The following is a 15,418-nucleotide window of genomic DNA, read 5'->3' as shown; positions in this document are numbered from 1 at the left end:
CAAGAATAGAACTCCGTGAGACTCTGTGTTACTCTGTGGTGAGAACTTATTACTATACCGTTACGAGAAAGCACCCGTTTCACTTTATAGGAACATTTGTTTCCTTATTGTGGGACATTTATTTCTTAGGTAAGACACTTTTATTTCTTACTTGAGAAACTTCTGTTCCACAGGCAAGGTACTTTTGTTCCAAAAGGCAGAAACTAAATGGAGCAAACAGAGGCACGACAAAGCATCAGTATCCCCCTCTCCAACCATAAGAAAAGGCGTAATCTTACGACCACGCCTTTCCTCTTATCAACAGGGTTATTTCGTCAATAAGCCAAAACATTCCAAAGATCACGAATTCTCCGTTCCGGATCCCACTTCCCGCCAAACGTCCATTGGGCAGTGATGCCATAAAATGCCGGTGCACTCTCCGCCTGTTGCAGATTATTGTCCAACCAACCGCTATGACCTCCCTGACGACGACAGCCATAGTAATAAACACGCTGTCCCCACGGACAAGGATCGAGCACTTTGTCCGAATAAGCATAACCAATATTGCAATCCAGAATCTGTTCCGACATCTGACAATTGATAATAAAGAACTGAGAGTCATGATGCCAACGACCGAGAATAGTTGGTGATTGAGCATCAAAAGACGAATTAGTGATAACCAGTTTCTTACTCTTATCACCCCGACCGTCATGCCAGATCAGTGCACGGCCATCGCCATAAAACCGACAGCGGGTAGCATAACACCACCCGCGCGGGCAAAGAAAATCCACTCCGGGACAACGCAGATAAAGATCGGCATGATAATACATTCCATTGCCTGCCGGCGCCCAAAGTGAAAGTGCATCATTACCATCAGCCCATACATTGCAATTAATAACAATGGTACGTGTAGCACGTCCAAAGATAGACATCTGGTGGGTGGTAGTGTTCTCAACAGTAGTTCCATAATTGTTATATACTGTCAGACCGCTAATGACACAATCGTCAGCCCCCTCTTGCAACACAATCACACCATTGCCCACAGGTTTTCCATGATATTGAGTGACGGTCCTTGTCTTAGCAGTCTCGGCTAAAACAATCACTGTACTGTCACGGCTCTCACCTACCAATACAATGTTCGGACGGTCTATGATAACCTTTTGATTATAGTTACCTTTTAATATAAGAATCTTGAAAGGATTTGTCGGTGTCTCAGGTGCTTTCTCAATGGCATCCTGGATACTTTGTCCCGGCTTCACCACCACATCGAAAGCTGTGCGGTCCATCACCGGACGACGATACATTTCAATAATTCCCCTCTCATTAGCCCCTTGGGAATTCAGACTAACATTTACCTTGTGCTTCGGATCATACTTAGCTGCCCAAATATCATACTGTTCGAAAAGCTCGGCCGGACGACTGTTATACCAGCTGTAACCATTGCGACGTTCCACTCCGATTTCCTCCAATCGACGTCGTGGCAAACCATCACGGTCGCAAACATAAGGTTCGCAATACTTCAAATCATAATAACGTGCCCATATCGGCCCGGCCTGCGGATCTTCTACAAGGCGGGTATCACGTACACCATGCTCTCCTGCCGACCGTTCACACCGCAAACCGGTGAGTTTATACGTATCAAACCATTTCATAGCTCCGTGGACAGCCCGTTTAATACGTGCATCAGGTTTAGGCAACGTCATAAGTAAATGCACGATGGCAGCACTCTCTGCCGAGCAATACGAGGGCAACTCATAGGCACGTGCCGAAGCCGGTTTCAAGGTTTCACGGTCGTGTTGCTGACACCATACCGTAAGCTGTCCATCAGTTACGATCTGTGTTGCCAGAATACATTCAATTCCCTTATCAAAAGCTTTCGACAGCCGTTGACGTATTGCCTTGTCGGTGAGGTCACCGTCATAAGGAAATTCAGCAGTCATAATGTCATGCAGTATTTCCAGTGTATTAACTATCGCATCATCATTAAAAGTAATATGTACCTGATATCCGCGCATTTCCGGCCAGAATTGCGGCCATCCGCCATTCTCATACTGACCGTTCAAAAGATACTCCACCGCCAGACGGAAAGCGTCACGGTAGCGCACATCGTTTGTCTGCCTGTATAAACGAGCCAGATAAATCATCTGCATGGTGGTCGCGCCATTATCAATTGTCGAATCGTTACGGCGTGACTTCTCCTTTAAGACTTGTGCTAATTCCTCATTACTCATCTTTTGAGTCATATCGATATTCTTCGGCCAACCACCGGTACAACGCTGAAACGCCAGCACCTGATTGCCTATGCGACGCGCTTCTTCAGTCTTGAAAAATTCATTGTTTGTTTCGCGTAAAGCATTGCGTCGCGGCATTTGCTGTGCCATTGCCGAAGAGAATGCTATCAGATAACCTATCAGAATAACGGCAGCATACGTCTTTCTGAAAATAAAAATCTGTTTCATGATCCCTGTTTTTATTTTGTTAGATAATTCTTTGCAAAAGAAGACATTTCATAAAACATCGAATTATAATATTCAGCTTTTCCTTTACAAATTCTGAACATAGGGTACGCTTTTTATAATTTCAGGTCTAATCATTGCAATAATTCATCAGTTTATTGGTATCTGATAACTTTTCCCGATATTTGTATGACAGAAAAATACAGATACTATGCTAAAGCCGGTCATCACCATACTACTCTATTTATTCACCCCTATGTTGTTCGGACAAAGTCTGATCAATATGAAGCACTATTCAGTACAAGACGGATTATCTCAGAAAAACGTCCATAATTTTATCCAGGATGATAATGGTTATATATGGATGTCCACCTGGAACGGACTGGAACGTTTCGACGGATACTCATTCTATAATTATAAAACTTACCCGGAAAGTCCTATCCGCATAAGCAATCATCGCTTTACTAAAATTAAAAAGAGTTCATTGAATAACATCTGGTGCCTGACTTATGATAAACGCTGTTACTTATTCAACACCCGGACATACGAATACCAGGACCTTTTCCTTTTTAACAAAAGCCTCACTAATTCAGTTAGCAAATTGTATGCACTGGGAAAAGGGATTACCTGGGCCGTCGGTATGCAGAATGAGCTGTATCGCATAGATGAAAATAAGTTTCCGGCGACAGAGTCCGTCGAGTTATATTCCGGAAGAAATGAAAGAGATACCATTTATGGCATTACCCAAGATAAGGATGGAGATGAATGGATTCTGACTAACAAAGGCGCTCTTATTGTAGGTCAGAAAAGCATATCTAATCTAATGCCTTTCGAATTTATGGTGGAAGTTCCCGGTGGAATATACCTGGCCACTTCCAAAGGCTTCTTCACCCGGTATGATACTCAAAGCCAGGATGTATTGCCATGTGTACCCGAACAACCGATATCAGAGATCACAGGATTAAAAAGTTTAGCGGATAATAAAATTGTAATTCTACAGAATAGGAGCATTATACTTTACGATCCGGCAAATGAAAAATTCACAGTCCATGAAATGCCCATAGAAATAGATTCAGACGTATTTGAAGACAAAAAAGGAAATCTATGGCTACTGGGTGCCAACAATGGAGTAATCCTATTAGATAAGGAAAATGAAAACACCACTTTATTGAATTATCCCAGATACTCGGAAGTCCCTTTCTATAAACCTTGTACTTTTGTGCATGAAGACGAATATGGTTGTATCTGGCTCAAACCCGCAGGAGGTGAGTTATGCTTTTACAATCCGGTAAACCGTTGCTTAGAGCAGGCATCTACTTATGAAATGGGAATGCGGAAGCCTGTTTCATTCCAGGCCTTCAGTTATATTATCGACCGCCATCAGAATCTGTGGTATACCAAAGGAGATGGTTTTGGATACCTATCATTCCACCGGAAGAAATTCGAATATAGATTCGATAACCATAAAGAAGCACGTGCTTTGATGGAAGATCATCAGAAGCGCTTGTGGGTGGGATGGAAACGTAATCACAAAAAGCAATCGAGCAACGTATGTCTCTACGATCCGTCGGGACAATGGATTGGAAATCTTTCAAGGGAAGGCAAAATAGTACCTGATCCTACCGTTACCTTCAATATAGATGTATATTGCATCTACGAAGATAAAGAACATAACATCTGGTTGGGCACCAAAGACAACGGGCTTTATCTATTGCATCCCGAAAGAGACAACAGTTACCGGATTACCCATCACCTATCGGATAAAAACAATCCGTATAGTATATCTTCCAATTCCATCTACTCCATTTTGCAAGACTCAGCAGGACGTATATGGATAGGAACTTTTGGAGGAGGCCTCAACCTGATAGAGCATTTACCGGAAAGTGCCGGTCTGCGTTTCATTCACTCCGGAAATATTCTCAATAACTACCCGATTCATGTATGTGAGAAAGTACGTTGCCTGTACGAGGCAGATAATGGAGTTATCCTGATTGGAACCACAGGAGGACTACTCTCTTGCTCCTCTGATTTTGCAAGACCGGAAGCCATCCGTTTTTACCATAACGTTTGTGAGGAACGTTATTCCAGTTTGAGTAACAATGACGTACTGAATATTACCCAAACCCATAATGGCAAATTGTTGGTCATAACACTGAGCGGAGGAATTAATCTGTTGGATGACAGTAGCAGGCTATCCGAAAAGCTGACTTTCAAACATTATAACGCGACGAATGGGCAAGTACCCGATTTATCCCTTTCAGCAATCGAAGACTCCGAAGGCAATCTATGGATTGCTTCAGAGAATAAATTATCAAAATTGGATGCCGATATGAATCTGTTGGAAGAGTACAACGATCAGATACAAATGGCTGAGACAAAGCCCGTTTTGTGTTCTTCCGGGAAGTTAATATTCGGTTCGGAATTCGGAGCATTATGTGTTACCCCCAAAGACTTGTATAAGAGCGATTTTGTACCTCCCATCGTATTCTCGCATTTGGATATTTATCTAAATAATACATCCCGCCGGCAAGAAGTGTTCAATAGTACAGAAATACAATCCTTAAAGGCAGACGAACGGAACTTCACCATTACATTCGCCGCTCTGGATTACGTAAACTCTCCGGCCATAAAATATGCATACCGCATTCAGGGATTGAATGACCAGTGGATTGAATTGGGAAACAGTCATTCAGCCAGTCTGGCAAACATACCGGCAGGCGACTATCTGTTTCAGGTAAAATCGACTAACGGAGATGGGGTATGGGTAGATAACGCAACTTCTTTGCCTATACATATCGAACCGACCTTTTTTGAAACAACCTGGGCGATATTGCTCTATATTGTCATAGGTATTGCTGCATTGCTCATCGTAATATATATCGTAATCCGCATCACTAATTTGCAGCGCAGAGTAGATTTCGAGCAACAGCTTTCCAATCTGAAGCTACGTTTTTTCACTGATATTTCTCATGAGCTTCGCACTCCACTTACACTGATAGCCAGTCCGATAGATGAAGTCATCAGTAATGAGAAACTATCTGACGCAGGCCTGGAGAATATGCAGGTTGCCAAACGAAATACAGACAGAATGCTACGGCTAATCAATCAGATACTGGATTTTCGTAAGATACAGAATGATAAGATGAAAGTGATGGTAGAACAGTTGGATGTGATTCCTTTGATAATGAAAATCTATGAGAATTTCACTTCCATGGCTCACAAACGACATATAGAATTCCAGTTGAACTGCAACTTCAACTCTTTTGTGATGTACACAGATGTGGATAAACTGGAGAAGATTCTCTTTAATCTGTTATCCAATGCATTCAAATATACATCCAATGAGAAAAGGATAATTTTATCCGTAACCGGCGAAAAGGATCATCTGTACTTACAGGTAAAAGATGAAGGACGTGGTATCAATGCCCAAAAGATCAATCAACTGTTCACTCGTTTTGAAACTTTAGACGAGGCTGATCCGAACCTCTCGACAGGCATCGGTCTGTCTCTGGTAAAAGAATTGCTGAACTTACTGCATGGCACCATAAAAGTAGATAGTAAATTAGGTGAAGGCAGTACCTTTTCGGTCAGGTTACCAGGAAGCTATGAGACCTTCAGTGCAGACAGCAATGTAGAATTCATCCTGAATGACAGTGAGCATTCTGAATTGCAGAGAGAGAATGAGGGGAAACTCATAGAAGATGAAAATAAAGAAAACCGGATTCTGATTATTGAAGATAATGAAGAGCTACGTCATTTTATATGCAATGTGCTAAGCAAAGATTATGTGGTTTTTGAAGCGGAAAATGGAAAGCAAGGATTAGATAAAGCCCTGGCTGAAATGCCGGATATCGTCATCAGTGATATTATGATGCCCGAAATGGATGGAATAGAGTTCCTGAAAAGAGTAAAAGCAAACAGCAATATCTGTCATATCCCCGTTATTCTATTATCAGCCAAGTCTTCATTGAGCGATCAGATTCAGGGATTGGAGTATGGTGCGGACGAATATATTACCAAACCTTTCAGTTCCACTTATCTGAAAGCGAAAGTAGACTCCCTGTTCAAACAGCGGCAAATGTTATATGATTATTACACCTCTAAAATAAAGAGAGAAAAAATAACGAATATAACAGACCAGATAGAATCTGCCACTCCCCAGGTGACTCATTTTGATGATGACTTCATCCGGAATATACTTCAGAGTGTAGAAGAAAACATTCACAATCCTGACTTTAAGATAGACGACCTGGCTGAAGCTATGGGAATGAGCCGTACAGTATTTTACCGGAAGATGAAATCCCTGATGGGAGTTTCACCTGTGGACTTCATGAAAAGTATGCGCATAAAACGGGCCGTTCAGTTATTGGAACAAGATCAATATACTGTTTCTGAAGTGGGATATATGAGTGGATTTGCAACTCCCCAGTATTTCAGCAAAGTGTTTAAAGAGACCATGAATTGTACTCCCAAAGAATATAAACTGAAAAAACATCCTGATGAACTGAAATTGTAATGAATCGCACAGATATTATAAAACGAAGTTGGGAGGATGGCCTATATTTGCACCCTATATAATTTCCCAAAGAACTACTAAATTAAGAGATAACAATGATGAAACCTTTGTTTGTTATGCTGGCTGTATTGCCTTTTCTGTCGGCCTGCAACCAACCTGAATCACCAAACGCCGAACTGTTTCCGGCTGCCGGTGCTGAGAATGTAAATCCGGATACCCATCTGGTACTAACTTTCACGGATAGCCCCATAGTAGGTGACTCCGGAATGATACGCATTTATGATGCGATGTCGCACCAGATAGTGGACAGTCTGGATCTGAGTATCCCGTCCGGACCTACCGAAAGCCGCACGTATGGACCGGAATGTGATTACACCAAAATACCTTACGACTATACACGTACCCATATGCCTACTAACAGGGATACTCGCCCCGGCACCCCCTCAGGTACGGCAGAACCTACCCCACCCGATTACCAGCTGAACATCATCGGTGGATTTACAGATGCGTTTCATTTCCATCCCATCATCGTGCGCGATTCGACGGCAACCATCTATCTGCACAACAATATGCTCGACTATAACCATAGTTATTATGTCACCATAGACGAAGGTGTTCTGACTTTACCCGACCACAGTTTCCACGGTATCAGCAAAGAGCATAACTGGAGCTTCAAAACCAAAGACTCCGCTCCCGCTTCTACAGACACACTGATTGTAGATGCAAACGGACAAGGTGATTTCAACACCGTGCAGGGAGCACTCGACTTTATTCCCGATTTCAGTCAGAAACAAACCGTAATCCTGATACAAGCCGGCGACTACGAAGAACTGGTATATGCCCGGAACAAAACAAATGTAAAGATTAAAGGTGCAGGAATGGACCGTACCCGGGTACACTATGCTAACAACGAAGTTTTCAATCCTCATCCCCTGACAGTGAAAACCAACGAATGGCCGGGCACATTCCCGTCCAGAAGAGCCGCTTTCATGCTGGATAATTGCAGCGACATCCTACTGGAAGACCTGACCATAGCTACCGACCTGCATGGACAAGCTGAAGGTTTGCTGTTGAACGGTGAACGTATTGCCCTCTACAGTGTACATATCATCGGTTCCGGAGATGCATTGCAAGCAAACGGAACAATCTATATGGAGTCGTGTGAACTGGACGGAGGTGGTGACACCATCCTGGGACGTGGCAGTCTGTTTGCCTACCGCAGTAACTTCCGCAACGACGGAGGCCCATTCTCCTGGGTAAGAAACACTACAGGAAATCATGGTGATGTCTTTGTAGAATGTACCTTTGCCGCCCCCGACGGAAAGAAAGCCGACTACGGACGTACAAAAAGCAATCACGGAACCGCTTACCCGGACGCAGAGTTTGTGGTAATCAACTGTAAGGTGAAAAACATTATCCCACAAGGATGGAGTGCTATTGGTGAGAAAAGTTCCCGGATGTATGAGTTCAACACTTGCGATATGGGAACAGGCAAACCGGTGGATGTAACACAACGCCATGCCTATTCACGCCAACTGGATGCGCAAAAAGACGCAGCGCTCATTGCGGATTACATGAATCCGGCGTTTGTATTGAAAGGATGGCAACCTTTCAGTTATTTCAAATAATCCTCCATAAAAAAACATCAATCAGAAGCTAAAGTATGAATCAGAAGTTTCTACTACTAATAACAGGTGTCGTACTGAATATTTTCATCGGCTCCTCTCAGGAAAGAGTAAACCTCGACTTGTCCTCTCAACCGTGGAACATCACCTTAGACCGTGCAGCCGTCTGGCAGAATGATGAGTTATATCTTCCGCCGGTAGATATCAAAGCATTGCCTGTAAACACTCCGACAGGGGGCTGGCAATTACTGAAACATCCCGATAAAACAGGTATCAATCTGCCTGCCACAGTAGAAGAGCACCTGTGGGGATGGAATGGACAGACATTCGGAGTGACAGGAAACTATACGGGAGTTTCCTGGTTTGAAACAGAAGTAGACATTCCTGCCGAATGGAAAGACAGACGAATTGCAATGAATATCGGCTCCGTGAGGTTCCGTGCTGAAATATTTGTCAACCATCAACTGGCAGGATATGATTTAGTGAACAGTACTCCTTTCTCCATCGACATCACTCCTTTTATAGAACCGGGCAAGAAGAATGTAATCACTTTCCGGATTACAGATCCTAACGGGAACTTCAATTGGAAAGATTCACAGGTTTATACCTGGGGAGTATATCGCACCAATCCCTCACACGGCTTCGGTGGTATTACGGGAAAAGTGGAACTGGAAGCTACCGGAAAGCTTTATGTGAAAGATGTATTCATCAAAAACCAACCGGAACCGCATACCATTGAAGTAGAAGTCAGGGCAGCCAATGAAACCGGAGCTTCTGTCACAAACAAGGAATTATGCCTGGAAATCAAGGAACATCCCAACGGACAGACCGTATACCGCAAGAATGTCCGCCTGGAATCACTGAAAGAAGGTGAGAACCTGCAAACTTACCAAATCAAAGTGCCCAATGCGCACTTATGGAGCGTAGACTCGCCTCGTCTCTATGACCTGAAAATTTCTCTGAACGACGATGCCGTAACTGAGCGTTTCGGTTTCCGCTGGTTCGAAATAAAAGACGTAAAAGGAGACCGGCAGTTCTTCCTGAACGGCAAACGAATCGTATTACGGACAGCTATCTCATGGGGATTCTGGCCTTACAATGGTATCACTCCTTCCGATGAACTGGCCAAACGGCAAATTACGATTGCCAAAGAACTGGGATTAAACATGCTGAACTTTCACCGGAATATCGGGCAAACCAACATTCTGGACTATGCTGATGAATTGGGATTACTCTATTTTGAAGAACCCGGAGGTAATCAGTACCCCATCAAAAACTTCAATGACAACGACAAGCAAAGTAATTTCTATTTTGCCTACCGCAACGAGAAACTGGCACGCATGGTGAAGCGGGACCGTAACCATCCGTCACTCATCATCTACAATCTGCATAATGAACGTGGCGCTTATCCCCAGACTCAAGATTATGACCAGATGCGCATGGCACATGCTTTGGACCCTACCCGCATCCTGACTTATAATTCAAGCAACGGAGAAAATCCGGCGGAGGAACACAATACACGTTTCAAATTGCATCTGATGCCTTATGACACTACCTTCTACGACTATGGATGGTATGACCGGCATCATGCAGGTGGCCCCGGATGTTATCATGACAACTTATATCTGGGTAAAGATAACTATCACCGTTTCTCCGATCATAAGAAAGAAATTGTATACTGGGGTGAAGACGGGGCTATCGGTACTCCTCCACGCCTGCAACTCATCCGCGAAGATATCCTGAAAAGCGGCAAGATGAATAGTTGGGAAGCGGACGATTATCTGCAATGGTATGACGCCTACGACCGTTTTCTGAAAGAGAAAGGATTCGACAAAGCCTTCCCCACAGTGGATGACCTGACGCGTTCTATGGGAAATGTTTCTTTCTATTATCAGGGAAGGATCATAGAGAATATCCGGATCAGTAATACAGTAGATGCGTATGCCGTAAATGGTTGGGAAAGTATGAAGCTTGAGAATCATTCGGGCATCGTCGACAATTACCGTTTCCCAAAAGGAGATCCGGAAGTCATGGCCCGCTACAATGCTCCTCTTTATCTGGCTGTCAAAATGAACCGCAAGGTAGTGAGTACAGGAGATACAACGTTGGTGGACACTTACATTGTGAACGAAAAGAATCTGAAAGGTTCTTATATACTGAATCTGGTAGCCAAAGATGAGAGTGGAAACGTAGTGGCCAGTCATAAGGAACGGGTGACAGTGAAAGGTGGAAACGACTACGGTCAATGCCTGCAAAGCGGTTGGGCATTTATACCGAAGAGTAAAGGTTATACCCGTATAGAGGCTTCCTTACTGAAAGGTAAAACAGAATTGGTAAAGGGAGACGATCTGTTGTTTGCGGTTGAACTGAATACGAAAGGCATCACAACACAGGGCAGTGTAGCCGATACGACAGGAGCTCTGGTAAACTTCTTACGTGGTGTCGGCATGGAGGTTCCGGTTTACAAAGGTGGCACTCCTGAAGGAGATTATCTGCTGGTCGGCGCTTATGAACCTACGCAATGGGGCAGTGGCATGAGCGACATCATGGAATGGGTATATAAAGGACATACTCTGATTATTGTAGACAATCCGGAACGTTGGGCAGAATTCCTGGCAGATAAAGAGGTACTAGACTATCGTGGTTCGAAGATTCTGGGTAAATCATGGTATGGAGGTAATTTCTTCAACCGGGAGCATCCTATCTTTATGAACCTGCCGGCAAATAGTGCTTTCAACTGGGAATATCAATGCTTTGCCACGTACAACCGGCGTCGTATCGGTTTGCGGTGTTTCAATGGTGAGACACTTGTAGGCTGTGTTTCCGACCATAAGAAAGAGGTATATTCAGCCTTACAGGTGATACCGGCAGGAAGTGGAAAAGTAATTATCACTACGCTGGATATCCCTGCCTGTATCAAAGGAATCAAGGAGTATACCGCACCTGTCGATTTGGATGGTATGAATGAATCTATGAATACATTCAATACGAAAAGTGAAAACCGGGCTAATGTGGTAGGACAACAGTTGCTACTGAATCTATTGAAGGAAGTTTATAGATAAGAAAGGAAAGAGCAAAACTACATGATTCTACGGGTAAGCCCGGATGAAACATGTTCGGAAGACAAGAAGCGGAATAAAAAGAAAGAAAGCTCTGATTATTTCAGAGCTTTCTTTCTTTTGGTGGAGCTGGAGGTATTCTTGCTTTGATCATAATAACTTTGATCCGATTACGTATACTATTATATATCAACAACATAAACAATTAATCATATCTTTTTATAGCACATAAAATCTTGTACGCTCAAAAAAGGGGGGAGTAGGAATTAGGGCTTACTCCCCACGATTTTTATTTCTATATTCGCAGAAAAATAACTCATAAATATAATACGTATGATAGAAATTAATCACAGCTGTAGAACCTTCCTACACAAGAACAATCAGGTTATGATCCGAGTTAGATGGAATAATCGGAAGAACGAAGTTGGCTTTTCTGTTGGTTGTAATGCCGATCCAGACAAATGGGATAAAGAGAACCAAAGAGCTAGGTATAATACTACTCATAAAGTTGGTGGAAGGACGGTGGTAGCTAGAGATATTAACAATCGTATTTCTCAATTTCTAGAGTGCATCGAGGAGTCTTTCACAGAATACAGCTTAAATTCTCAGTTGCCAACCAAAAGTGAATTGAAGGAACTGGTTAATGAGAAGCTGGGACGAATAAAAGAAGAGGCAGTACCAGATAATCCAATAGAGCGGGAAAAGTCTTTTCGTGAAATTTTCAATGACTTTTTAGAAGTTTGCTCCACAGAAAGAAGCTGGAGTGAATCTGTACATCATAAATATGTTCAAGCATGGAATCATTTAAACAGTTGTGATCCCAACATATCTCTAGCGACACTTGATAAGAATAAGATGACAGAACTTAAAAAATGGTATGTGAAAAATGGATATCGTAACCGCACCACTGTAAAACAATTCAGAATATTAAAGTCTTTTCTTAGATGGATTGATGCCAATGGTTATCCGGTAGAGCGAGGAGTACTCAGCTATAAGGTAAACTTAACTGTGACTAAAAAGGAAGTGACTTTTTTGAAATATAAAGAATTACTCCATTTTGCATCTTTCCAATTTCCTAAAAGCAAAGAGTATTTAGATAGAGCTAGAGATATGTTTTGCTTTATGGCATTTACATCTTTACGTTATTCTGATTTAAGCGCATTAAAGAGAGCGCATATTTCAAATGGGAATATTGAGATGTATACTCAAAAAACGAATGATAGAATTACTGTTCCTATAATAGAAAATGCTCAAAAGATTATAGATAAATATTCATGGTATCACTCCAAGAACGGTACAATATTTCCTGTTGCTTCGAATCAGAAACTTAATGATTACCTGAAAGAAGCCGCTGAATTGGCTGGTTTAGATAGAGAGATAGTTGAAACCTACTTTATAGGTACGCAACGGTATGAAGAAATCCATAAGTTTTATGAAACGATAAGCTGTCACGATGGACGTAGAACTTTCGTTTGCTGTTCATTAGCTTTAGGGATATCTCCGACTGTAGTAATGAGTTGTACCGGACACGCAGATTATGAAAGTATGAAACCGTATATAGAGGTAGCAGACGAAACACAGAAGATGCAAATGGAAAAATGGAATACTCACCAATATAAGTCTGATATCATAGAAAGTCTAGATAAAATGAATCCGACACAATTGAAAGAACTTTGTGAACATATTAGGAGTATAGCTTAACAAAATTTTATATATTTGAGGCAGCATTCGGGAAAACCGGATGCTGCTTTTTATTGCAATAATCTCAAATTAACACTATTATGGAAAACGAAAATATCACTTTAAACGAAGCTAGTATTTTCTATAAGAGAATAGACAAGGATACTTATTTAATCGGTAAGGATAAAGATAGTTACGGACAATTTTTAATAGAAGATGCGATCGCTCCATTATTATTCTCTTCGATTAATGAAATCAATAGGAAAAAGATGACAACAGATTCGTTATCTCCAGACCGAAGATTTATTTTTTATTTTTATCTAATGACTTTATATTTTCCAAAATCCATAGCTAGTATCTGGTCTAGTCAGATCCATTCATATTTTGAATATGAATCTAAAACAATTGAGCAAGAATGTCTGAATTTAGATTCTAAAAAAACAGAATTTGCGACAGAATCTTTTTTAAGAATGATTTTCTCTATTATGAATTTGACAGATGCTTTAGATTTTTTGTATCCCGGATGCTTTACGTTTGAAGAAAAAAAATCGTTAGAGAATACATATCAAACAGACCAAAAATCTTTTCCCAAATGGTTTATTTTTGAATATAGTGATAAAATAAACAATTGGATTGGTGAGATGTTTAAGGCTAAGTTTTTTTATGATGATTATATTAGAAAAAAAATATTAGAAAGAGGATTACCCGTTGTCCATAAAAATGAACAACATGAATTAAACTGGATTTTTATTCAATTTGTGGCTATAGATCGTGTAGTAAGAGAGTTTAGTACTGAATATGAAGAATGGAAAAGTAATATATACACCACTGGTATATTCAATCTAGAGAATGTGATACTAACATATACTTATGCTCTTGATAAACTAAATTGTTTTCGGACCTATTATACATTTTTTGAGAAACGTATATTATCTCCATTTTTTCGTATGATGCATAATAATACGCTAAAAAATGAGGAAAAAGAATGGATTATAAGGAAATTACGAGATTTAGGTATAGATGGCTTTATGCAGGATGAGTATAATATGTATAAACACAAAAACGATGAACATATAATTCACTTTTGTGATATTGTAGATTCTCCATTAACAAATAATGATATTTATCGCTTACCTATGCCAGATGGATTTGATAATAAGAAATTGGTAAAACTTCACCAAGCTTTTTATAGTTATGTTGATGCCGGACAGCCTTTGTGCTTTTTTTTAGGGAGCAGTACATCTAATACTGATACAAAAACTGTATTATGGAATGGTGACCGTCACACCCTTCAAGTTTTTATAAGGGAATTATATGGTAAAGATGCTAAAGGAAAACTTAAAACTGTTCCTGATGGCATATGGAAAATAACCAGTAATATTTTTATGCCGAAAGGAAAAAAGTTAAGTGAGAATACATTAAAAACAGGGAAAATAGGAACAAAACAATTACCGGAAGAGATTAGATTAAAGATAGCGGAGAATATCCAAAATATAAGAATCTTAAAATGGAAAGATACTAATTGACTTCATAATATAATACTCTATATAACATATATATAACGTTCATATAATTTGCGTTATATATCTCATAATCATGGAATTACACCTACTGTAATTCCATTTTTTTGTGCATATATTTGTGCCAGAAATCAAAACGATCGTAGCAAGGATTTCAATAGAGTACTAATATAAAAAAAGATATAATGAAAGCTTTAGAACTAAGAGATAAGCCTCTTTTCCAAGCTACCTTAGGTGATCTGATAGAGGCATTAAATGAAGGGTTTGCTAATGAAGGTAAAGATGGAAGAGCTAACACAAATCCGTCAATTGAGAAACGGTATGTATATGGTCTAATTGGCATAAGTAAGCTCTTTGGCTGTAGTCAAGCAACAGCTCAAAGAATCAAATCAAGTGGTGTCATTAACGAAGCTATTTCTCAAAACGGGAAGATCATTGTAGTCGATGCTGATCTAGCTCTAGATTTACTAAGAGTGTCTAATAAAAAATGGGGGCGTAAGTACTCCAAGTAATTAACCGGAATAGACAGTTTCGCTGGAAAATATGCCGGCTGTTTTCAATGGTGAAGCTGTCTATTCATAAA

7 protein-coding genes are annotated in these 15,418 nt (G+C 40.9%); 6 read left to right on the top strand and 1 reads right to left on the bottom strand.

From position 1 onward, the window contains the following. Nucleotides 1-314: 314 nt before the first annotated feature. A complete protein-coding gene (gene pelA, locus BACCELL_RS16200; RefSeq protein ID WP_394372955.1) occupies nucleotides 315-2,360 on the bottom strand; it encodes a pectate lyase in 2,046 nt (681 codons plus the stop codon). Nucleotides 2,361-2,646: 286 nt separating this feature from the next. On the opposite strand from pelA, the gene BACCELL_RS16195 reads away from it, so the two are divergent. The 6 genes from BACCELL_RS16195 to BACCELL_RS16170 all read left to right on the top strand — a co-directional run bounded on the left by BACCELL_RS16195 (nucleotide 2,647) and on the right by BACCELL_RS16170 (nucleotide 15,347). After that, nucleotides 2,647-6,951: a hybrid sensor histidine kinase/response regulator transcription factor gene (locus BACCELL_RS16195; RefSeq protein ID WP_007213004.1), complete on the top strand. Its 4,305-nt coding sequence runs from the start codon at nucleotides 2,647-2,649 to the stop codon at nucleotides 6,949-6,951. A 116-nt stretch (nucleotides 6,952-7,067) separates the two neighbouring features. After that, a complete protein-coding gene (locus tag BACCELL_RS16190) occupies nucleotides 7,068-8,579 on the top strand; it encodes a pectinesterase family protein (RefSeq protein WP_044154062.1) in 1,512 nt (503 codons plus the stop codon). 35 nt (nucleotides 8,580-8,614) lie between these two features. Beyond that, nucleotides 8,615-11,638 (top strand): glycoside hydrolase family 2 protein, encoded by a 3,024-nt coding sequence (locus tag BACCELL_RS16185; RefSeq protein ID WP_007213002.1) that lies wholly within the window; start codon nucleotides 8,615-8,617, stop codon nucleotides 11,636-11,638. Nucleotides 11,639-11,968: 330 nt separating this feature from the next. Beyond that, nucleotides 11,969-13,336, top strand: a complete 1,368-nt coding sequence (locus BACCELL_RS16180) for a site-specific integrase (protein WP_007213000.1) — start codon at nucleotides 11,969-11,971, stop codon at nucleotides 13,334-13,336. A gap of 80 nt (nucleotides 13,337-13,416) precedes the next feature. After that, the gene (locus BACCELL_RS16175; protein WP_007212999.1) at nucleotides 13,417-14,841 is read left to right on the top strand and encodes a hypothetical protein; all 1,425 of its coding nucleotides are present in this window, start codon (nucleotides 13,417-13,419) and stop codon (nucleotides 14,839-14,841) included. Nucleotides 14,842-15,020: 179 nt separating this feature from the next. Continuing rightward, nucleotides 15,021-15,347, top strand: a complete 327-nt coding sequence (locus BACCELL_RS16170; protein ID WP_007212998.1) for a DUF3853 family protein — start codon at nucleotides 15,021-15,023, stop codon at nucleotides 15,345-15,347. Nucleotides 15,348-15,418 lie beyond the last annotated feature (71 nt).

The organism is Bacteroides cellulosilyticus DSM 14838, assembly GCF_000158035.1.
In the GTDB taxonomy this organism is placed as follows: Bacteria; Bacteroidota; Bacteroidia; order Bacteroidales; family Bacteroidaceae; genus Bacteroides; species Bacteroides cellulosilyticus.
The sequence above is the reverse complement of the archived record's forward strand: the minus strand, read 5'-3'. Positions and strand labels throughout refer to the sequence as shown.

Excerpts from the sequence above, each read along its gene's own strand:
- pelA (WP_394372955.1), bottom strand. The coding sequence starts at position 2,360 with ATGGCACAGCAAATGCCGCGACGCAATGCTTTACGCGAAACAAACAAT.
- BACCELL_RS16195 (WP_007213004.1), top strand. The coding sequence starts at position 2,647 with ATGCTAAAGCCGGTCATCACCATACTACTCTATTTATTCACCCCTATG.
- BACCELL_RS16190 (WP_044154062.1), top strand. The coding sequence starts at position 7,068 with ATGCTGGCTGTATTGCCTTTTCTGTCGGCCTGCAACCAACCTGAATCA.
- BACCELL_RS16185 (WP_007213002.1), top strand. The coding sequence starts at position 8,615 with ATGAATCAGAAGTTTCTACTACTAATAACAGGTGTCGTACTGAATATT.
- BACCELL_RS16180 (WP_007213000.1), top strand. The coding sequence starts at position 11,969 with ATGATAGAAATTAATCACAGCTGTAGAACCTTCCTACACAAGAACAAT.
- BACCELL_RS16175 (WP_007212999.1), top strand. The coding sequence starts at position 13,417 with ATGGAAAACGAAAATATCACTTTAAACGAAGCTAGTATTTTCTATAAG.
- BACCELL_RS16170 (WP_007212998.1), top strand. The coding sequence starts at position 15,021 with ATGAAAGCTTTAGAACTAAGAGATAAGCCTCTTTTCCAAGCTACCTTA.